Annotated in this window: 19 protein-coding genes; 14 read left to right on the top strand and 5 right to left on the bottom strand. The window is 74.8% G+C overall.

Annotation, left to right across the window (positions count from 1 at the left end; translation table 11 throughout):
• The first annotated feature begins 183 nt into the window (after positions 1–183).
• The 4 genes from ACSLTV_RS00265 to ACSLTV_RS00250 all read left to right on the top strand — a co-directional run bounded on the left by ACSLTV_RS00265 (position 184) and on the right by ACSLTV_RS00250 (position 4,761).
• The gene (locus ACSLTV_RS00265; RefSeq protein ID WP_432133636.1) at positions 184–1,203 is read left to right on the top strand and encodes a LacI family DNA-binding transcriptional regulator; all 1,020 of its coding nucleotides are present in this window, start codon (positions 184–186) and stop codon (positions 1,201–1,203) included.
• 270 nt (positions 1,204–1,473) lie between these two features.
• Positions 1,474–2,814: an ABC transporter substrate-binding protein gene (locus tag ACSLTV_RS00260; protein WP_432133637.1), complete on the top strand. Its 1,341-nt coding sequence runs from the start codon at positions 1,474–1,476 to the stop codon at positions 2,812–2,814.
• A 79-nt stretch (positions 2,815–2,893) separates the two neighbouring features.
• Entirely contained in the window at positions 2,894–3,901 is a 1,008-nt protein-coding gene (locus ACSLTV_RS00255) for a carbohydrate ABC transporter permease (RefSeq protein WP_432133638.1), read from the top strand.
• Between the two features lie 17 nt (positions 3,902–3,918).
• Entirely contained in the window at positions 3,919–4,761 is an 843-nt protein-coding gene (locus ACSLTV_RS00250) for a carbohydrate ABC transporter permease (protein WP_432133639.1), read from the top strand.
• Between the two features lie 320 nt (positions 4,762–5,081).
• On the opposite strand, the gene ACSLTV_RS00245 is transcribed toward ACSLTV_RS00250, so the two are convergent.
• Positions 5,082–5,603: an SH3 domain-containing protein gene (locus tag ACSLTV_RS00245; RefSeq protein WP_432133640.1), complete on the bottom strand. Its 522-nt coding sequence runs from the start codon at positions 5,601–5,603 to the stop codon at positions 5,082–5,084.
• A gap of 181 nt (positions 5,604–5,784) precedes the next feature.
• On the opposite strand from ACSLTV_RS00245, the gene ACSLTV_RS00240 reads away from it, so the two are divergent.
• Positions 5,785–6,675 (top strand): hypothetical protein, encoded by an 891-nt coding sequence (locus tag ACSLTV_RS00240; RefSeq protein ID WP_432133641.1) that lies wholly within the window; start codon positions 5,785–5,787, stop codon positions 6,673–6,675.
• Positions 6,676–6,885: 210 nt separating this feature from the next.
• Here the strand turns inward: ACSLTV_RS00240 and ACSLTV_RS00235 are convergent, their stop codons facing one another.
• Positions 6,886–8,229 (bottom strand): PLP-dependent aminotransferase family protein, encoded by a 1,344-nt coding sequence (locus ACSLTV_RS00235; RefSeq protein ID WP_435611405.1) that lies wholly within the window; start codon positions 8,227–8,229, stop codon positions 6,886–6,888.
• 77 nt (positions 8,230–8,306) lie between these two features.
• Between ACSLTV_RS00235 and ACSLTV_RS00230 the strand changes: the two genes are divergently transcribed.
• Positions 8,307–9,122: an alpha/beta fold hydrolase gene (locus ACSLTV_RS00230; protein ID WP_432133643.1), complete on the top strand. Its 816-nt coding sequence runs from the start codon at positions 8,307–8,309 to the stop codon at positions 9,120–9,122.
• A 63-nt stretch (positions 9,123–9,185) separates the two neighbouring features.
• Here the strand turns inward: ACSLTV_RS00230 and ACSLTV_RS00225 are convergent, their stop codons facing one another.
• Positions 9,186–9,656, bottom strand: coding sequence for a hypothetical protein (locus ACSLTV_RS00225; protein WP_432133644.1), 471 nt, complete (start codon positions 9,654–9,656; stop codon positions 9,186–9,188).
• Positions 9,657–9,876: 220 nt separating this feature from the next.
• On the opposite strand from ACSLTV_RS00225, the gene ACSLTV_RS00220 reads away from it, so the two are divergent.
• The 3 genes from ACSLTV_RS00220 to ACSLTV_RS00210 all read left to right on the top strand — a co-directional run bounded on the left by ACSLTV_RS00220 (position 9,877) and on the right by ACSLTV_RS00210 (position 13,083).
• Positions 9,877–11,049 carry a PP2C family protein-serine/threonine phosphatase gene (locus tag ACSLTV_RS00220; RefSeq protein WP_432133731.1) on the top strand — a complete coding sequence of 391 codons (1,173 nt, stop codon included), beginning with the start codon at positions 9,877–9,879 and terminating at the stop codon, positions 11,047–11,049.
• Positions 11,050–11,269: 220 nt separating this feature from the next.
• Positions 11,270–12,541: a hypothetical protein gene (locus ACSLTV_RS00215; RefSeq protein WP_435611502.1), complete on the top strand. Its 1,272-nt coding sequence runs from the start codon at positions 11,270–11,272 to the stop codon at positions 12,539–12,541.
• Positions 12,542–12,624: 83 nt separating this feature from the next.
• Positions 12,625–13,083 carry a PPOX class F420-dependent oxidoreductase gene (locus ACSLTV_RS00210; protein ID WP_432133645.1) on the top strand — a complete coding sequence of 153 codons (459 nt, stop codon included), beginning with the start codon at positions 12,625–12,627 and terminating at the stop codon, positions 13,081–13,083.
• Between the two features lie 32 nt (positions 13,084–13,115).
• On the opposite strand, the gene ACSLTV_RS00205 is transcribed toward ACSLTV_RS00210, so the two are convergent.
• The gene (locus ACSLTV_RS00205) at positions 13,116–13,286 is read right to left on the bottom strand and encodes a hypothetical protein (RefSeq protein ID WP_432133646.1); all 171 of its coding nucleotides are present in this window, start codon (positions 13,284–13,286) and stop codon (positions 13,116–13,118) included.
• A 180-nt stretch (positions 13,287–13,466) separates the two neighbouring features.
• Between ACSLTV_RS00205 and ACSLTV_RS00200 the strand changes: the two genes are divergently transcribed.
• From ACSLTV_RS00200 to ACSLTV_RS00190, 3 genes are all read left to right on the top strand, one after another.
• On the top strand, positions 13,467–14,810 hold the full coding sequence (locus ACSLTV_RS00200) for a tetratricopeptide repeat protein (protein ID WP_435611404.1): 1,344 nt from the start codon (positions 13,467–13,469) through the stop codon (positions 14,808–14,810).
• A 112-nt stretch (positions 14,811–14,922) separates the two neighbouring features.
• Positions 14,923–15,642, top strand: a complete 720-nt coding sequence (locus ACSLTV_RS00195; protein WP_432133647.1) for a GAF and ANTAR domain-containing protein — start codon at positions 14,923–14,925, stop codon at positions 15,640–15,642.
• Between the two features lie 57 nt (positions 15,643–15,699).
• On the top strand, positions 15,700–15,969 hold the full coding sequence (locus ACSLTV_RS00190; protein WP_432157489.1) for a hypothetical protein: 270 nt from the start codon (positions 15,700–15,702) through the stop codon (positions 15,967–15,969).
• 47 nt (positions 15,970–16,016) lie between these two features.
• On the opposite strand, the gene ACSLTV_RS00185 is transcribed toward ACSLTV_RS00190, so the two are convergent.
• Entirely contained in the window at positions 16,017–16,826 is an 810-nt protein-coding gene (locus ACSLTV_RS00185; RefSeq protein WP_432157490.1) for a hypothetical protein, read from the bottom strand.
• 461 nt (positions 16,827–17,287) lie between these two features.
• On the opposite strand from ACSLTV_RS00185, the gene thrS reads away from it, so the two are divergent.
• Positions 17,288–18,505 (top strand): threonine--tRNA ligase, encoded by a 1,218-nt coding sequence (gene thrS / locus ACSLTV_RS00180; protein ID WP_432133650.1) that lies wholly within the window; start codon positions 17,288–17,290, stop codon positions 18,503–18,505.
• Positions 18,506–18,548: 43 nt separating this feature from the next.
• A complete protein-coding gene (locus ACSLTV_RS00175) occupies positions 18,549–19,514 on the top strand; it encodes a nucleoside hydrolase (protein ID WP_432133651.1) in 966 nt (321 codons plus the stop codon).
• Positions 19,515–19,518: the final 4 nt, after the last annotated feature.

The raw sequence follows: 19,518 nt of genomic DNA, 5'->3' as shown, positions 1-19,518 counted from the left end.
ACTCCGGGACTCGGTCCCGGCGATCGTACTCAAACGTGTGCGCTGCTTCCTGGCTGGTGAGAGCTCTTCTGATGGGAAGTCGAAGTAAAACTCAACGCAAACGCTTGCGCAACAGGGTGGGCGGGTTTACGGTCTCGTCACTCGCCGCTCACGCCGCGGCCGAACCCGATCAAGGAGCGTCCCGTGACGGTCAGCATCACCGATGTCGCCGAGGCCACCGGCGTCTCGGCGTCCACCGTGTCCCGCGCCCTGCGCGGCCGCCCCGGCGTGTCGGAGGAGATGCGGGCGCGGATCGTCTCGGTGGCCGCCGAACTGGGCTACACCGCCTCCCGCTCGGCCTCCAGCCTGGCCAGCGGACGCACCCACACCATCGGGGTCGTCGTGCCGTACGTCGGCCGCTGGTTCTTCGGGACCGTGCTGGACGCCGCCGAGCAGGTGTTCAGCGCGGCCGGGTACGACGTGCTGCTCTACAACCTCGGCTCGCCCGAGGCGCGCAAGCGCTTCTTCACCAGTCTGCCGATCCGCAAGCGGGTCGACGCCGTGCTGTCCCTGCTGATCCCCGACCCGGAGGAGGCCGCCGCCCTGCGCTCGCTCGACGTGCCGCTGGCCACCACGGTCGGCGGGCCCCGGCCCGGCTTCACCGTCATCGGCATCGACGACCGGGGCGGCGCGCAGAGCGCCGTACGTCACCTGGTGAACCTCGGGCACCGGCGGATCGGCATGATCTCCGGGGCCAGTGAGCCGCTGCACTGGACCACGCCGCTCGACCGCCGCCAGGGCTACCTGGACGTGCTGGCCGACGCGGGGGTCGAGCACGATCCGGCGCTGGAGGCGGACGGCGGCTACACGGTCGAGGGCGGCGAGCGGGCCATGAGCGATCTGCTGGCGCTGCGTCATCCGCCGACCGCCGTGTTCGCCCAGTCCGACGAGATGGCGATGGGCGCGCTGCGCGCCCTGCGCCGGCACCGGCTGCGGGTCCCCGAGGACGTCTCCGTGGTCGGCTTCGACGACCACGAGCTGTCCGAGGTGGTCGGTCTGACCACCGTCGCCCAGCCGGTCGCGGCGCAGGGCGAGGAGGCCGCCCGGCAGCTGCTGCGACAGCTCGACGACCCGGACGCCGGGCCGCCCCGCCCCGTCGAGATGCCGATCCGCTTCGTCCTCCGCGAGACGACGGCGCCGCCGGGCCGCCGGGGGGCGTCGTGAACCGGCGGCCGTCCGCGCCGTCGGAGCCCTCGTAACCACCGTTCGCCGTTCCCGAGTTCCGCCGCTCCCTTCCCCTCCCCTGCCCGCTTCCTCCCCCTCCCTCGCCCGCTTCCTCCCCCTCCCCTGCCCGCTTGCTCCCCGCTCCTCCCGGACCAGGCAGGTCCGGCGAGTCCCCCCTGGTTTCCGCGGCCCCGGTTCAGTTCAGGTCCCGCGGCTCCCCCCACGCACCCCCGGCACACCCTCGCTCATCCCCGCACGGAGGCACCAACCATGATCAACGGAGACAGAAGGTACCGTCGCACGGCCCTCACGGCCCTGACCCTGCTGCCCCTGGCGGCGCTGGCCGCCTGCGGCTCGGGCGGCGGCAGCGGAGCCTCCGCCGAGGAGGGCAGCGGCAAGGGCACCATCAGCGTCTGGGCCCACCAGGGCCAGGCCGGCGAGGCCGCCGCGCTGCAGAACGCGGTGAAGTCGTTCAACTCCTCGCAGAGCGACGTCAAGGCCGAGCTGAAGCTGATCCCCGAGAACGACTACACCAAGACCATCACGGCCACCGCCGCCTCCGAACTGCCGGACGTGCTGGAGTTCGACGGCCCGACGATGGCCAACTTCGTGTACAACGGCAAGCTCGCCCCGGTCGACGACCACCTCTCCGTCAAGACCCTCGCCAACGCCACCGACGCCATCAAGGCGCAGGGCGAGATCGACGGCAAGCACTACGGGCTCGGCATGTTCGACTCCGGTCTCGGCATGTACGGCAACAAGAAGCTGCTGGACGCGGCCGGGGTGAAGTACCCGACCGGCGTGGGCGACGCCTGGACGGCGCAGGAGTTCGGCGCCGCCCTCACGGCACTGAAGGCCAAGGACGCCGACGGCAAGGTCCTCGACATATCGGAGCAGTACGGTCTGGCCGGCGAGTGGGGCACCTACGGCTTCTCCCCGATCGTCTGGTCGGCCGGCGGCGGCCTGCTGCGCAACGGCAAGGCCGAGGGTGTCCTCGACAGCCCGGACGTCGTCTCGGCCATGAAGACCTTCCAGTCCTGGAAGACGTACGTCGACCCGAACACCGACGGCAACGCCTTCGCCAAGGGCAAGGTCGCGCTGAGCTGGGTCGGGCACTGGATGTACCCCGCCTACAGCGAGGCCCTCGGCGACGACCTGGTGGTGCTGCCGCTGCCGGACTTCGGCAACGGCCCGAAGACCGGGCAGGGTTCCTGGGCCTGGGGCATCGGCGCCGGCACCAAGAACGCCAAGGCCTCCGGCGTCTTCCTGGACTACCTCCTCAACGACGCCAACGTCGGCGCGATGACGAAGGCCAACGGCGCGGTGCCCGGCACCAAGTCGGCGCTGGCCGCCAGCGACCTGTACAAGCAGGGCGGCCCGCTCCAGCTCTTCGCCGACCAGCTCGCCAAGCCGTGCGGCGACAAGGACATCACCCGGTCCTGCGTCGCCGTCACCCGCCCCGTGACCGCCGGATACCCCACGGTCACCGCGAAGTTCAGTGAGGCACTGAACGCCATCTACGGCGGCACCGACCCCAAGTCGGCCCTGGAGAAGGCGGCCCGCGCCATCGACCGGGACTTCTCCGACAACGCCGGCTACGAGATCCCGTAACCCGCAGGACCCAACGGCCGGGGCGGGCCGGCGGCGCAGAGCCGGCCGCGTCCGCCCCGCCGGGAAGAGGACCCTCCCCGTGAGAACCGTGGAACCCGCGCACGGCGCGGCCCCAGGCCGGGCGCAGACCGCCCGCCAGACCCCGGCGTCCCGCACGTCCCCCGCGCACTCCGCACGCCGGCCGCGCGGGAACCGCGACCGGCTGCACGGGCTGCTGATGGCAGCCCCGGCCGTCGTCGGGCTGCTCGCCTTCGTCGGCATCCCGTTCGGCTACGCCGTCGTGCTCTCCTTCTACAACGTCCGCCTCGGCTCCCCCCTGGAGCCCGCCTTCTTCGGCGTCGAGCACTACCGGCGGCTGTTCACCGACCCCGACCTGTCCGGCCCGTTCCTGCGGGCGCTGCTGAACAACCTGACCTTCGCCGCGGTCGTCGTACCCCTGCAGACGGCGCTGGCGCTGGGTCTGGCGATCCTGCTCAACCGCAAGCTGAAGGCCATCGGGCTGTTCCGGTCGCTCTTCTTCATGCCGGTCGTCTTCCCGATGGCGCTGGTCGCCGTGGTGTGGCGGCTGATCCTCGCCCGCAGCGACCAGGGCATGCTCAACTCCGCGCTGGACGCGGTGAGTTTCGGGAACTGGGGCGCCTTCGACTGGCTGGGCGACGGCGCCACCGCCATGGCCTCGATCATCGTGCTGTCGGTGTGGCAGGGCGTCGGCTTCCAGATGGTCATCCTGCTGGCCGGGCTCCAGCAGATACCGGAGGAGCTCTACGAGGCCGCCGAGCTGGACCGGGCCTCCCGCTGGCAGCGGTTCCGGCACGTCACCCTGCCCGGCATCCGCGGCACGCTGGTGTTCGTCGCGATGCTCACCTCGGTGCTGTCCTTCCGGATCTTCGACCAGGTGTACATCCTCATCCGCGGCGGCGGTCTGGACGAGAACGCCACGCGCACCGTGATGTACCAGGCCGTCACCACGGCCTTCGACCAGAACAACATCGGACAGGCCTCCGCGATCACGGTGGTGTTCTTCCTGATCGTCCTCGTCCTGACGATCGTCCAGCGCCGTGTCGTCCGGCCCGACAACGACTCCTAGGGAGGGCCGACCGCACCATGGCCATGACCCGCACACCCGTCCGCCGCGTCCTCGACTACACCGTCCTGAGCGGCCTGGCGCTCCTCTTCGCCCTCCCCGCCCTCTATCTCTTCCTCGGCAGCCTCAAGCCGTCCGACGAGGTGCTCGGCGGGCTGTCCGGATTCGCGCCCACCCATCTGTCGTTCGACAACTACACGGCCGTCCTCGACAGCCTCAGCTCCGACAGCACCGGCCACTTCTGGCAGTTCATGGGCGTCTCGGTGCTGCTGGCGTTCGTGGTGGTGACCGGCGGACTGTTCGTCAACTCCATGGCCGCGTACGGCCTGACGCGGCTCCGGTGGCGCGGCCAGAACGCGGTGTTCACGCTGGTCCTGCTGCTGATGCTGATCCCGTTCGAGTCGGTGGCGGTGCCGCTGTTCTACATGTTCAACGGCCAGCGCAACACGCTGTGGATCCAGGCGGTGCCGTTCGTCGCGAACGCCTTCGCCATCTACCAGTTCCACACGTTCTTCCGGAAGATCCCGCCGAGCATCGAGGAGGCGGCCCGGCTGGACGGGGCCGGGCCGTGGCGCACCTTCTTCGCCATCATCGTGCCGATGTCCAGGCCGGTGTTCGCCTCGGTCGCGATCCTCACCTTCCTCATCCAGTGGGGATCGTTCCTCTGGCCGGTCCTGATGGTCTCCGACCCGTCGGTGCGCCCGCTCCCCCTGGAGATGAGCGTTTTCCAGGGCCAGCAGCCGCCGGACTGGGGCCAGATCCTCGCCTTCGGCGTGCTGCTGGTCCTGCCCGTACTGATCGTCTTCGCCTTCTTCCAGCGCTGGTTCGTCCAGGGCGTGGCGAGTTCGGCGGTCAAGGGCTGAGCCGCGCCCGCGCGCGCGTATCCGCGAACGTCAGGCGAACGTCAGGGCGACGGGCTGAGGGTCCCGTCCTTCGCCATGTCGAAACGGCTGCACCTTCCGGCCCTGCCCTGCCCCGAGTCGGCATCGACCAGGGTTTCCCTGCGCCGGGGAGCGGTGACGGACCTGGCCGAGGAACACCCGTTGTCGCCGACCCGCGCGGCACCGGTGTCCGACGCCGGCGTGCGAGGGCCCCGGCGGGTCGGGCCCGCCGGGGCCCTCGCTTCCCTCATCCCTCCGCTCACCGGACCGCCGGGGTCGGCCGCCCCGGATTCCGATGAGGCTCAGGAAGTGCCGTGGAGGCGGCCCGAGATGGTGAGCGAGACGGTGACCGAGGCGCCCCAGGCGGTGTCGGCCCAGTCGTCGTCCCAGTTGGTCCAGTGACCGTCCTTCCACCGCGGGCACGGGTCGGCGCAGGCCGGGACCCAGGTGCCGTGGGTGTCGATGAACTCGGCGCTGGCCCACGCCCGGGTGTGGACGAGCCAGTACCAGTACGGGTTGCCGTTCACGCTCTGTCCGCGGACCATGCACTGCACACGGTCCTGACTGCCGGGCGCGAGCCTGTCGACGACGGGTGAGTGGGTGGTGGGTGCCTGCCGCACGTTGAGAGGGGTGCGGGATACGACGGTGCCCCGGACGGGCCGCTTGCCATGGTCGGCGGTCTGGCCGCCGAGCCCGCCGCCACCGAGTCCTTCGGCGTAGGTCGGCGGGGCTGCCGACGCCGGGGTGCCCGCCGCCGCGACGGCGAAGGTGCCCCCGGTGAGCAGGGCCGCGGCCAGGATCCGCAGGGCCGGAGTGGTGCGCATGAATCGGCCTCCTTCTCCCCGATCTCCAGGAAACACCCGTTCGGGTGAACTCTCCACCGGAGGACGGAATCCCCACGTCCGGGCGGCGTCGGGGACGGCCCCCGCGGTGTACCCGGAGCGGTTCTCACCCGTACGGCCCACCCCGCTCGCGCCCGCCCCGCCCGCGGCCTTGCCTGGAACCGTGTCGCACCGTCTGCGGACCGGCCTGTCGGCCGTCCTGATCGCCCTGGCCTGCCTGCTGCTGCCGTTCGGCACGCTGGCGGCCTGGGCGGCGTACGGCCTGACGGACACACACCGGTACGTCACCGCGATGGGCCCGCTGGCCGACGACCCGGCGATCCGGGACGCCGTGGCGGCCACGGTCGGGGACGGTATCGCCCGGGAGACCGGCCTGACACCGGCGTTCGCCGAGGACGCCGCGCACTCCTTCACCGCGACCCGCGCCTTCCGTGCCGCGTGGGACGCCGGGAACGCGGCCACCCACACCGCGGTGATGTCCGCCCTGCACGACGACGGCCGCTCCGGCCCGGTCACCGTCGACCTGGCCGCCGTCACCTCCCCGTTGCAACGTCAACTCGCCGACGAGAACGTCCCGTTCGCTGCCCGTGTCCCCGTCGAACACCGCCCCGTCGCGGTGCTGGACGCCCGGGAGCTGGCGGCCCTGCGGAAGGGTTATCACGTGCTGGACCTCGCCGGACTCTGGCTTCCCGTGGCCGCCGTCGCGCTCGCCGCGGCCGGTATCGCGCTCGCCGTGCGGCGCCGCCGCGCGGTGACCGCGACCGCCCTCGGCACCGCGCTGGGCGGCGCGCTCCTGGGCCTTGCGGTGGCCGTCGGCCGCCACCTCACCCTGTCCGACCTCGCCGACCCCGCCCACCGGCCCGCCGCCGCGGCCGTCTACGACGCCCTCACCGGGACCCTGCGCGCCGCGTCCTGGCTCCTGCTGGCCCTCGGCCTCACCGCGGCGGCGGCCACCTGGCTCAGCCGCCGCCCCCGGGTCCTGGCCCGCACCCGACGCCGCCGAGCGGCACACGCGGCGTCCCCTCCGGGCGCGGCGGCGCGGACGCGGGTCTGACCCGGGGGGGCGGGGCCGGGCGCGGGCGGGGTCGCGGTGTGTCGTGGGGGGAGCCGAGGGGCCTCGGGGTCGAGGGGTCGCGGGGTCGCGGCTGGGGTGAGGCGCTCGCGCGTGGTGGGTTTCACGGTGGGTTTTCACGGTGGGGTGCCCGCGGTGGGGTGCCCGATGTGGGCGCCCGAGGTGGCGTGCGCCGCGGTGTTGGGTGTCGGGTCAGGCGCCGGCCTCGGGGGACGTTCCCCGCACGATGTCGGCGAGCGTACGGAGCGCCCAGGTCAGACGCTCCGGCGGGGCCGACGCCAGGCCGAGTCTGACCGCGTCGGGGGTGCGGTGCGGGTCGACGGGGAACGCCGTGCCGGGGGTCACGGCGATGCCGTGGGCGGCGGCCGCCGCGGTGAAGGTGTCCGCCCGCCACGGCGCCGGCAGCTCCCACCAGGCGAAGTACGCCCCCGGGTCGGTCCGGGCACCGTACGCGCCGAGCAGGTCACGCGTCCACGTCTGGCGCACCCCGGCGTCCGCCCGTTTCGCCGCGACCAGCCGGGCCACGGTCCCGTCGCCGGCCCACCGCACCGCCGCCTCCAGCGCGAACCGTCCCGCGCCCCACCCCCCGGACCGCACCGCGTGGGCCACCGCCTCCACCCGGTCCGGTGGTACGACGACGAAGCCCGCGCTCAGTCCGGGCGCGACCCGCTTGGACAGCCCGTCGACGACATGGGTGAGCGCCGGCGCGTGGGCGGCGAGCGGCACCGCGTCCGGGCGGAGGAAGGACCAGACGCGGTCCTCGACGGCGGGAAGCGACAACCGGCCCATCAGGTCGGCGACTTCCCGCAGCCGGGCGGCGCCGGTCGCGCGCGTCGTCGGGTTGTGCAGGGCCGGCTGGAGGTAGAGCGCGGACAGCGGGCCCGCGCGATGGGCGTCGGCGACGGCGTCCGGCCGTACCCCCTCCGCATCGCCCGCGAGCGGCACCAGCCTGATCGCAAGCCGCGCGGCTATCTCCTTGACCAGCGGATACGTCAGTTCTTCGACCCCGACCCGGCCGCCCGGCCGGACCAGCGAGGCCAGGGCTGCGGCGATGGACTGCCGGGTGTTGCCGGTGAACAGGAGCTGCTCGGGCCGCGGTCGCCAGCCGGGTACGGCGAGCAGGTCCGCCGCCGCCTCGCGGGCCGCCGCGGTGCCGGTCGCGGCGGCGGGTCGCAGGGCCTCGCCGAGGGCGTCCGGGCGCAGCAGCGGCGCCAGCGCGGGGGCGAGCAGTTCCGACTGGCCCGGCACGAGCGGGTAGTTGAGCTCCAGGTTCACGGGTGCCGCGGTGCCGGTCGCCTCGACCAGGGCCCGCCCGGGAGGCGTCTCGGGCGTGGCCCGTACGAAGGTGCCCCGCCCGACCTCGCCCACCACCAGTCCGCGCCGCACCAGTTCGGCGTACACCCGGCCGGCGGTGGACGGCGCGATGTGGTGGCGTCGCGCGAACTGCCGTTGCGGCGGCAGGCGTTGGCCGGCCCGGAGTCGCCCGTCGGCGATGTCCTGTGCGATGCGGTCGGCGATGCGCCGGTAGTCGCTCATGCCTTGCCCCCCCTGGATTGCACCGAGGGCAAAGATTCTATTGCACCGAGCAAGGGCCGCGTCCTAGGGTCGGCGCCATGACCCCCTTCCTCGCATACGAGGACAGAGGTGCGGATACCGGGCGCGGCGCCCGCGCCCCCCTCACCCCTCGCGCTCCTCGCAGTCCCCTCGTCCTCGTCCACGGTCACCCCTTCGACCGCACCATGTGGACCCCGCAGATCGAGACGTTCGCCCCGCAGCGCCGGGTCGTCGCGCCCGACCTGCGCGGCTACGGGGCCTCCCCCGTCACACCGGGCCGGGTCCCGCTGTCGCGGTTCGCCGAGGACATCGAGGAACTGCTGGACCACCTCAAGGTGGAGACGTTCGTGCTGGCCGGCCTGTCCATGGGCGGCCAGATCGCCATGGAGTGCTACGCCCGCTTCGGCGACCGTGTCCGGGGCCTGGTCCTCGCGGACACCTTCCCGGCGGCCGAGACCGGCGGCGGCAAGGCGGCCCGCAACGCCACGGCCGACCGGCTGCTCGCCGAAGGCATGCGCGGCTACGCCGACGAGGTCCTGGAGAAGATGGTCGCCCCGTACGCGGAACCCCACGTCAAGGCGCACGTCCACCGCATGATGACCGCCACCGACCCCGAGGGCGCGGCCGCCGCCCTGCGCGGCCGCGCCGACCGCCCCGACTACCGCGCCCTGCTCACCCGCGTCCGCTGCCCCGCCCTGGTGGTGGTCGGCGAGGACGACGCGTACACGCCGGTCGCGGACGCGCGGGCCATGCACGCCGCCCTCCCCGACTCCACCCTGGCCGTCCTGCCGGGCTGCGCCCACCTGCCGAACCTGGAGCGACCGCAGGCGTTCGACGCGGTGCTGGCGGACTTCCTGCGGCGCGTGGACGCGTAGCCGCGGCGAGGCAGCACAGGGGGCGCGGGCCCGGAGGCGTAGACCGCGCTCCGGCCTGCCGGGTCAGCGGATGCGGTGGCCCTCCGCGTCCTCGTGCGTGTAGTACCGGTAGAACATCACCGCGAAGGCCGCCGCCGCCACCGCCAGGGACATCACCGCCGAGCGCAGCACGCTCGCCCCGCTCTGGCTGTAGAGGAACCCGAACGCGCATCCCGTGAACGCCGTCCACAGCAGGGCGTGCAGCTCCCGCCTCAGCCGCGGCGCGACCACGTGCACCGCCAGGAACAGCAGCATGAACACGGCCGCGGTGACGAAACCGAACAGCAGGTTCCAGCCGGTGATGGGCCCACCGGAACGGCGGTTGGCGGCCGCCCAGTACCCGTAGATCAGTCCGAGCGCGACGGCGCTCACCCACCACGCGACGCGGTGGACACGCTCGTCGAAGACATCGGGGGTCCCGGAACGCCGGGCGGGCGGGCCGGGCCGGCCGGTCCGGGCGGGGGGCCTGCCCGGGGCGGGTGCCGCATGAGCCATGGCGCGCTCCTCTCTCCGTCTCCTCGTCCCCGCCTTCCAGAGCACACCGGGGCGGGGCCGGAGGCAAGTCGGGTGCCCGGATGCGGCCCCCCGTACCCCGTGCTTCGCTGGGCAGGGAGCCGAAGGCCACGGTGCACGGAGGGCTGCGCTCGGTGAGACGGGAGGGCTGCGGCTGGTGACAGGCGACGGACGACAGGTCGGCGCCCGCACCGTCGACGCGATCGGGGTGCGCCCTCAGCGACCGCGGCGCCGCGAGGTACTGCGCCGCCAGCAGCTGCTGCGGTTCCGGGGCCGCAGTGTCACCTGGGTGGTGCCGCTGCTCCTGCTCGTCGCCATCACCGTCGCCGACTTCAGCACCACCGGCAACTTCCGGATGGTCTCCTGGTGCGTGTTCGTCTCCGCCATCGCCGCCGCGCTGTGCGGGGTGTGGACGACGGCCGCGTTCGCCGTGCTGTCCCTCGCGGCCTTCCTCGGCATCGACACGGCCCTGCCCGAGGAGTACCGGTCGGGGCCGGGCGACTTCGCGCTGGTCGCGGTCGGCGGTGTGCTGTCCGTCCTGGCCTGTGAGGTGCGGCTGCGCGGCGAGCAGCGGATGCTGCACATGATGGACATCGCCGACACGACGCGGCGGACCGTGCTGCGTCCGCTGCCGTCGCCCTGGGGCGGTCTGGAGCACGCGGCCGTCTACCTCGCCGCCGACGCGGACGCCCGGGTCGGCGGCGACTTCTACGACATCCAGCCCGGCCCCCACGGCACCCGCGTCCTCCTCGGTGACGTCCAGGGCAAGGGGCTCGGCGCGGTCGAGACGGCGGCGGCGCTGCTCGGCACGTTCCGCGAGGCCGCGTACCACGAGCGCGACCTCGCCACGGTCGCCGACCGGCTGGAGACCCGGATGCGGCGGCATCAGCGGCACATCGAGGCGCTGGCCCGCGAGGACGACGACCGGTTCGCGACGGCCGTCCTGCTGGGGTTCCCGCCGGCCGGTCCGGGGGCGGGCGACACCGCCGACGTCGTCGAGGTGGTCGACTTCGGCCATGAACCGCCACTCGTCGTCGGCCCCACCGGCGTACGACCGCTGCCCCTGGGCGACCGCCTCCCCATCGGTCTCGGCGGACTGACGCGCGGCGCGGAGCGGTTCCGCGTACGGCGGGTGCCCGTCGCGCCCGACGAGACCCTGCTGCTGTTCACCGACGGGGTGACCGAGGCCCGCGACGCGGACGGCGCCTTCTACCCCCTGGCCGAGGAACTGGCCCGCGCCACCGGCCGCGACCCCGGCCTCGCCGAGCCGTCCCGGCTGGTCGCGCTCGTCCGCGACGGCACGCTGCGGCACTGCGGCGGCAGGCTGGGCGACGACACGACGATCTTCGCGGTGCGGCGGTCGGGGCGGGGCTGACCCAGAGTCCGCGGCGGCGACCGTGACTCCGCGGGGCCGACCGTGACTCCGCGGGGCGGGGCCGACTCCGCGGGGCAGGGCCGACTCCGCCGGGCGCCGAGGACGTGTCACCCCCTCACGGGTGGCCGTTGGCGGTCCGGAGGCCCCTCTTCGCAGCCGCAGAGGTTACGGTGCTGGCGTACGTGATCCACAGGGGGGAGGAGCCATGGGGCAGGGAACCGTGCCCGGAGCCGTGTTGCTGCTCGCGGCCTCGCCGGTCGGCAAGGGCCGCCTGGTGGACGCCGCGTCGGTGCTGCCCGTGCTCGCGGCGGTGCCGCCCGGGGTGCTGGCCGGCACCGACACCGCGAACGTCGTCGAACTGGCCGACCCCCTGGAACCGCAGGCCGTCCTGACCCGGCTGCGCGCCGCGGCGACCGCACCCGGTCCGCTGACCCTCTTCATCACCGGGCAGCTCCAGCTCGACCGCCGCGCCCACCAGCCCCACCTGGCGCTGGCCCGCACCACCCCGGCGTCCGTCCGGTACACCGCCCTGCCCTGGCAGTGGCTCCGGGAGGAACTGCGGCTGCGCGCGCCCGGCACCACCGCCGTCGTCGTCGACCTCCACGCCGACCCGGAGAGCTGGGCGTGGCTGCGCGGCCACACCCCCGACTGCGGCCACCACATCGCCCTCTACGGCCGGATCGCGCCGCCCCCGGGCCGGCGGGCGGTCGCCGCCCCGACGTACATGCGGACCGTCGCGACGATCCTGCGCAGCGGCGTGCGGCCCCCGCTGGACCAGCTCCACCAGCTGGCCCTCAGCCGCATCGCGGGCGAGGGAGAGGTGGGCGACCTGGTGCTGACGGCGGGCGGCGCCGGCGGGATGCCCGGGGCGGGCCCGTCCGGGGGCGTACCGGTGGTCCCGTCCGGGGGCGTACCGGCGGGTCACGCCCTCGGACACCCGGTGCGGCGGACCGTAGTCCCGCCCGCCGCGGCGGCGACGGCCCCCGCCCACCCGCACGGCCAGGCCGTCGCGCGACCCGCGGGGGTCGCGGCGGCCGGGGAGCCCGGGCCCGAGGCGGAGGCCGGGTGCCCGGACCCGCACGCGGCCATCGCCGCCGCCGTGCAGGCGGGCCGGCACACCGAGGCCGACGCGCTGGCCGCCCGCCGGGAACAGGCCGCGCTGACCGCCGGCGGCCCCGGCTCGGACGAGGCGCTGCACTGGATGGAGGTCCGCGCCGACCTGGCGATGTTCGCGGGCGACGCCGAACGCAGCTGCCGCACCTGGCTCGCGGTCGCGGACGCCCGCCTGACCGCCGGCCAGCCCGCCGACGCGCCCCCCGTGGAGGCGGCCGTCGACCGGGCCCACCACCAGTGGGGCCGCATACCCGACCCCGCCCGTGCCCGCGCGCTGGGCCCCGCCCTGGCCGACCTGCGCGGCCGGGTACCCGGGCGCCGCCAGGGGGCACTGGACCACGTACGCCGCCAGTTGCGGCAGTTGCAGACGCAGGCGTAGCCGGGAGGAGAGAGCTCGCCCGCCCTCACCCGTCCTCGCCGCCGCGCTGAAATAACGTGCCGGGAAAGGCGGTTGGGCCAGTCATGACCCAAGGACCAGCACCTCGCCTCCTGTCCGACGAAGCCCTCTCCGACCTGCTCGGCGGGCAGCGGTTCGGCACGCTCGCCACCGTCAGGCGCAGTGGCCACCCGCATCTGACCACCATGCTGTACAGCTGGGACCCGGCGGCCCGCGTCGTGCGGTTCTCGACCACGGCGGGCCGGGCCAAGGCGGCGCACCTGCGGCGCGACCCGCGCGCGGCGCTGCACGTGCAGGGAGGTGACGTGTGGTCGTTCGCCGTGGCCGAGGGGGAGGCAGAGGTGTCCGAGGTGACGGCGGTCGCCGGCGACGCGGTCGGGCGGGAACTGCTCGGGATGGTTCCGCCGGAGGCGAGGCCGCAGGACGAGGACGGCTTCCTGCGGCAGCTGGTCGCCGAGCGCCGCGTGGTGATCCGGCTGACGGTGGACCGGCTGTACGGCACGGCGCTCGACGTCAGCGGGTGAGCCGGTGGGCGACGGACGCGACGGCGCCCGGGTCACTCCGCCAGCGGCGACGGCTGCGCCGGGGCCTGACGGGTGAGGGGCTCGTGGGCCGGTGCGGGGTCGCCCTCGGCCGGGCCGGCGTTGGCCGCCAGGAGGAGCGTCGTCACCGCTACGAGGGCCGCGGCCAGGCCTCTGGCGAGGCGGTTGGAAGCGCGTTCGTGCACGACGACCTCGCAACGTCGACGAATCCGGCGGCCCGGGGGCCGGAGGGACAGGGACATCGGCGGGCACACGGTGCCCAGCTGTTACAGCACCGTGTTAAGCACGGTTAATACAGCGTTTAACCTAGGGGCTGTGCGAGCCGAACGGCAAGAGTCCCATGGGGGGTTGGGGTGAGTCGGGCTGTGGGAGAGCGGGACGATCCCGAGGTCATCGGGCGTCGGGTGCAGCGGTTACGGATCGGGCGGGGGCTCACCCAGCGGCAGCTCGCCGAGCCGGCCTACACACCGGCCTACGTGTCCACGCTGGAGGCCGGCCGGGTGCGGCCCTCCGACGAGGCGCTGCGCCACATCGCCGAGCGGCTCGGCGTGGACTTCGAGGAACTGGCGACCGGCCGCTCCGCCCGCCTCGTCACCGATCTGCGGCTGCGCCTCACCGAGGCCCGGCAGTCCCTCGCCACCGGCGAGGCGGAGGAGGCGGCCCGGCGGTACACGGCGCTGCACACCGAGGCCGAGGGACACGGGCTCGCCGAGGAGCGGGCCGAGGCGCTGCTGGGGCTCGGGGAGTGCGGCATCGCCACCGGCGACCTCGAAGCCGCCCGTGACCACTTCGAACGCGCCGAGGCCGCGCTGGCCGAGGCGCCGCTGCCCGCCCGGGTGCCCGCGCTGCGCGGCCGGGCCGTCTGCCACTACCTCGCGGGTGAGCTGCGGTACGCGGTGTACCTGCTGGAGTCCACGCTCGACGAGCTGAACCGGGGCGGTCTGCACGACCCCGACGCGCTGCTGCTGCTGTACGCCTCCGCCATCGGGCCCTACATGGACATGGGGGCGCACGCCCGCGCCGCCCAGGCCGCCGAGTTCGCGCTCGCCCTGGCACCGCGGGTCCAGGACCCCGCCCTGGTGGCCCGGATGCACCGCTCCGTCGCCCGCACCCTGCTCGCCGAGGGCCGGCTCGCCGAGGCCGACGTCTCCCTCGCCAAGGCGAGCGAGCTGTACCGCCAGCTGCAGCTGCGCACCGAGCTGGCCAACTGCCACTGGATGCGCGGGTACGTCTACGCGCAGGACCGGCAGCTGGGGCAGGCCGAGGCCGAGCTGCGGCAGGCGCAGGCCATGCTGGACGCGCAGGGGGCGGCGCTGTACAGCAGTCAGGTCGCCGTCGAGCTGGCCGACGTGCTGCACCGGCGCGGCAGGTCGGGGGAGGCCGCGGACCTCCTGCGGCAGGTGCTCGGGCAGCTCACCTCCGAGCGCGGCGCCGTGCACTCCGCCGCGGCGCACCGGCTGCTCGGGATCATCGCCGAGGACGCCCGCGACACCGAGGCCGCCGAGGAGCACTACGTCCGCGCCCTGAGCCTGCTGGAACGGGCCGGGGCGGCCGGTGACCTCGCCGACCTGTGCCGTCTCCTCGGTGACCTGCTGCGGCGCACCGGCCGCCCCGAGGCCGCCCTCGACGCCTACCGCACCGGGCTCGGCCACCGCACCGCGCCGGGCACCACGACCCTGGGCCCGTCCCCGGCCCAGCCGCCCCTCTGACCGGCCCGCGTCGCGTTTTCACCGCCGGTCACGGGGGTACGCGGCGCGCGTAGAGAGCGGGTCGGCAGCCGGAGACGCGGACGGGGGCCGGGACGACGATCGCCCGGAGGTGATGCGCGTGCGCGACCAGGACCGCGTGAGCGAGGTCATCGCCGACGAACTGCGCGGCGCGGAGCCGGGCGAGGAGCCGGCGCGGTTGTGCGCCGTGGCGGTGCGGCTGCTGCCGGTCGGCGGCGCGAGTACCGCGCTGAGCGCGGACGGCGTCCCCCTCCTGCTGGGCGCGAGCGACGCCCGGGCCGAGTGGCTGATGGCGGTTCAGGTCACCCTCGGCGAGGGCCCGTGCGTACGGGCCGCGGCGATCGGCGCGCCGGTCCACGCGACGGAGCTGACGGGCGGGTGGGACGCCTCCCGCTGGCCCTTGTTCGCCCCGCAGGCGGCGGCGGCCGGTATCCGGGCGATTCACGCCCTGCCCCTGGGAGCGGGGTCGCGGACGCCGTGCGTGGGAACGCTCGACCTGTACTGCGAGGTCCCGGGGGCGCTGACCCGCGGTGATCTGCGGGTGGCGCACACGGTGGCCGCCGCCACCGTGGACGTCCTCCTCTCCCTGGCCCGGCACGCCGACGGCGCACGCCTGTGGCCCGGCCCGTCGGCCGCCGACCACGCGGAGATGAACCAGGCCGTCGGCATGGTCATGGCCCAGCTGCGCGTCGACGCCGACGAGGCCCTGGTGCGGCTGCGGGCCCGCGCCTTCGTCCAGGGGCGGACGGTGCGGGACCTGGCGCACGAGGTGGTGAGCCGACGCCGGACCCCCTACGACCTGTACGGAGAGTGAGGCGCCGGGGCGCGCCGGGCCGGCCCGGCCGGAGCGGCCTCCGTAGGATCAACGGCCATGGAAATAACCGCGATCGTCATCATCGGCCTGCTGCTCTACACCGCCAACGACTTCCGCGCCGCCCGTGTCGAGCGCCGCCTGGCCCGCGTCGAGCGCAAGATCGACCTGATGCTCGGGCACCTCGGGCTGGAAGCGGTGCCCCGCCTCGACGAGGTGGCCGCGCTGGCGAGGGACGGCAGGCAGATCGAGGCGATCAAGCTGTACCGCAAACTGACGGACGCCGGCCTGAAGGAGGCCAAGGACGCGGTGGAGCGCATGGTCCCGTGAGGCACCGGGCCTTGTGAGGCGCCCGGGCCTCCCGGAAGGCCGGGGCGTCACACCTCGACCCGGCCCTGCTTGCGGACGTCCGCGAGGCGGAGCGCCCCGAGCTGGACGGCCGCCTGGGTCGCCTCGTTCGGAACGTCGCCGAGCCCCCCGTTGGTGAGGGCGAACGCGTCCTCGCCGACCCGTACGGCCGCGACGTCGAGGGTGAGGGTGACCGGCTCTGCGTCCCCGTCGCCCTCGCTCTCCTCCGGCACGCTCTCCAGCCGGACGCGCAGCCCCTGACGCGCGTCCCCCACCTCCGGCAGCGCCGCCGCCTCGACCCGGACGTCCTGCACCGTGCCGCCCGGCGCGGTCGCCGTGAACCGGGCGCACGTCTGCGGCATCGTCGCCAGCCAGGCCAGCGTCCGGTCCACGTCCTGCGGCTTCTGCCCGCCGATCTGGAAGCGCAGCTGGGCACCGGTGTCGGCGTTGTCGAGCGCGATGTCCGCGCGGGCGGGGCCGCCCAGCAACTCGTCGGTGTACAGCGCGTCCAGCAGTCGTCGGCACTCGGCGACCGGGGTGGTGGCCTTCAGCAGGCCGTCCCGCCAGGTGGCCGCGCCGCGCGTCGGGGCCCAGGGCGCCCCCAGGTCGGACACGGTGATCAGCGCCGCGTGCGCCTGGGCGTCGGTGAGACCGCCCCGCGCACTGCCCGCGCTCGCCTGCGGCGCGGGCGACGACGACTCCACCGTCGGGGTCGGCGGGGGCGCGGTCGCCGGATGCTCCAGGCCCAGCCCCGCGCACCCGCCGACGATGAGCGCACCGGTTCCGATCAGGACGGCGGGGCGCAGCAGCTGACGACGGTCGAGAATCCGGGGGATCATCGGGGCTGCCTCCTGGCGGGGGCCGTGGGGCCGGGGGGCTCTCCACGGCGGGGTGCGGTCAGGCTCCCGGGCGGGGGCTCTCGCGGGTGCGGGTGAGGGCTCCGGCGCGGGGGCGCGTCTCGACGGGGTGCGGGGGTCTCCCCGGCGGGGGCGCCCCCTCCCACGGCACCACCCCCGCCGCCCCCTCACCACCGCTGCGGTCCGTATGGGGTAAGCGGCCCGCGGCCCCGCCCACCGCTACCGCCCGCCCCCGCAAAACCCCTCGCGCCGCGCTCGCCGCCGGCGCTACGGTCCCCTCATGAAGCGCGCCAACCCGTCACTCACGACGACGCCGGACGACACCACCCCGGCGGCGCGCTGACACCTGAACGCGCAGACCGAAGCCCCGGGGCGGGTGCCCCGGGGCTTCGGCGTTCCCGCCCCCACCCCCGGTGCCCTCCCCCCCGATCCCTGGAGGGACCATGCACGACCACCGCCGTCTCGGCCGCGAACTCGATCTCTTCGACACCGACCCCCTGATGGGTGCCGGCCTCCCCTACTGGCTGCCCGACGGCGCGATCGTCCGGCACGAACTGGAGGAGTACGTCCGCCGCGTCGAACGCGAGGCGGGCTACCGGCACGTCCACTCCCCGGTCCTCGGCAAACGGGAGCTGTACGAGCTCTCCGGCCACTGGGACCACTACCGCGACGACATGTTCCCGCCGATGGACCTCGGCGGGAGCGACCAGGTCGTCCTGCGCCCCAGCCTGTGCCCCCACCACGCGCTGATCTACCGTTCCCGGCCCCACAGTCACCGCGAACTGCCGCTGCGCCTGGCCGAGCTGGGCGGGATGTACCGCGCGGAGCTGTCCGGGGTGCTCGGCGGTCTGACCCGGGTACGGGCCATCCACCTCAACGACGCGCACGTCTTCTGCACCCTCGACCAGGCGGCCGAGGAGGCCGGCGCCGCACTGCGGCTGATCGCCCGCGCCTACGCCGACCTCGGCATCCGCGCGGTACGGCACCGGCTGTCGCTGCCGGGCGAGGGCGGCAAGTACGTCGCCGACCCGGCGCTGTGGCGGCGGGCGACCGCTCTGCTCCGGGAGGTGCTGGACGCGTCCGGCGTGCCGTACGAGGAGGCGGCGGGCGAGGCCGCGTTCTACGGTCCGAAGATCGACGTCCAGATCGCGGACGCGGCGGGCCGCGAGTCGACCCTGTCGACCGTGCAGATCGACTTCCACCAGCCGGAGCGGTTCGACCTGCACTACGTCGGGGCGGACGGCGCGAAGCACCGGCCGGTGATGGTGCACCGCAGCGTCGTCGGCAGCGTGGAGCGGGCGGTCGCGCACCTGATCGAGCGGCACGGCGGGGCGTTCCCGGTCTGGCTGGCGCCCTTGCGGCTGGCGGTCCTGCCGGTGACCGGCGCTCAGGACGAGCGGGCGCGGGAGCTGGTGCAGCGCGCCGAGGCGGCGGGGCTGCGGGCGCGGCTGTTCCCGGCCGACGGCGGCAGCCTCGGGGCGCGGGTGCGCGCGGCCCGGCTGGTGCCCTACGTCGCGGTCGTCGGGGAGCGGGAGGCGGCGGCCGGCCTGGCCGACGTACGGCTGCGGGACGGCCGCCGGCCCGGGGTGCTGCCGACCGGGGAACTGCTGGGCCGTATCGAGGAACGGGTCGCCGCGCGCGGGGACGCGCTGTGGGAGTGAGGGCCGGGGGTTCTAGGCTCGCGGCCGGCGGAAGGAGCTTCCCATGGCCGACGACCTGCCCACCCCCGTGATCATGGACTGTGACACCGGTGTCGACGACGCGCTGGCGCTGCTGTTCGCCGTGCGGCATCCGGGGCTGGAGCTGCGGGCGGTGACCTGTGTCGCCGGGAACACGGGTGTGGACGGGGTGGTCCGCAACACGCTGACCGTGCTGGAGCAGGCCGGGGCTCCCGCGATCCCGGTCGCGCGGGGAGCCGAGCGGCCGCTGCTGGAGGTGCCCCGGGTCGCCCCCTGGCACGGCCTGGACGGGATGGGCGACCTCGGGCTGCCCGCGCCGAGCCGCCGCCCCGTCGACGTGGACGCCGTGGCACTCCTGCGGCGGGAGATCCTCGCCGCGCCGCGCCCGGTGACCCTGATCCCGACGGCACCGCTCACCAACATCGCCCTGCTGCTGCGCACCCACCCGGAGGTGGTCCGCAACATCGAGCGGATCGTGTTCATGGGCGGCGCGGTCGCCTGCGGGAACGCCACGCCGGTCGCCGAGTTCAACGTGTGGCACGACCCCGAGGCGGCTGCCGTGCTGCTCGGGGCGGGGGTGCCGACCACGATGTACGCGCTCGACGTGTTCCGGCGGGTCGTGGTGAGCGACGCACAGGCGCGGCGCCTGTACGGCAGCCCGGAACCCGGCGCCCGGCTGGCCGGACGGCTCCTGCTGCACCGCCCGGCCGGAGCGGACGCCGACGACTCCGGCCGGTGCATCGGCGACGCGGGCGCGGTCTGCGCGGTCGCCGACCCGGCCGGGCTCACCACCCGCCTGCTGCCCGTCGAGGTCTCGCTGTCGACCGGACCCACCCGCGGCCAGACCGTCGTCGACCGCCGGCGCCACCCCGGTGAGGCCGAGATCCACGGCGACGGCCGCGAACAGGCCCTGCTGGACGTGGCGTCGGACGTGGACGCGGACCGCTGGGCGGAGCTGTACGTGGCCACGGTCGGGGGCTACGGGCCGTAGGCCG

Origin of the sequence: Streptomyces sp. bgisy159 (assembly GCF_965341775.1) — a bacterium.
Taxonomy (GTDB): domain Bacteria; phylum Actinomycetota; class Actinomycetes; order Streptomycetales; family Streptomycetaceae; genus Streptomyces.
Note: the sequence above shows the minus strand (reverse complement) of the source record. Positions and strands in the feature narration are given on the sequence as shown.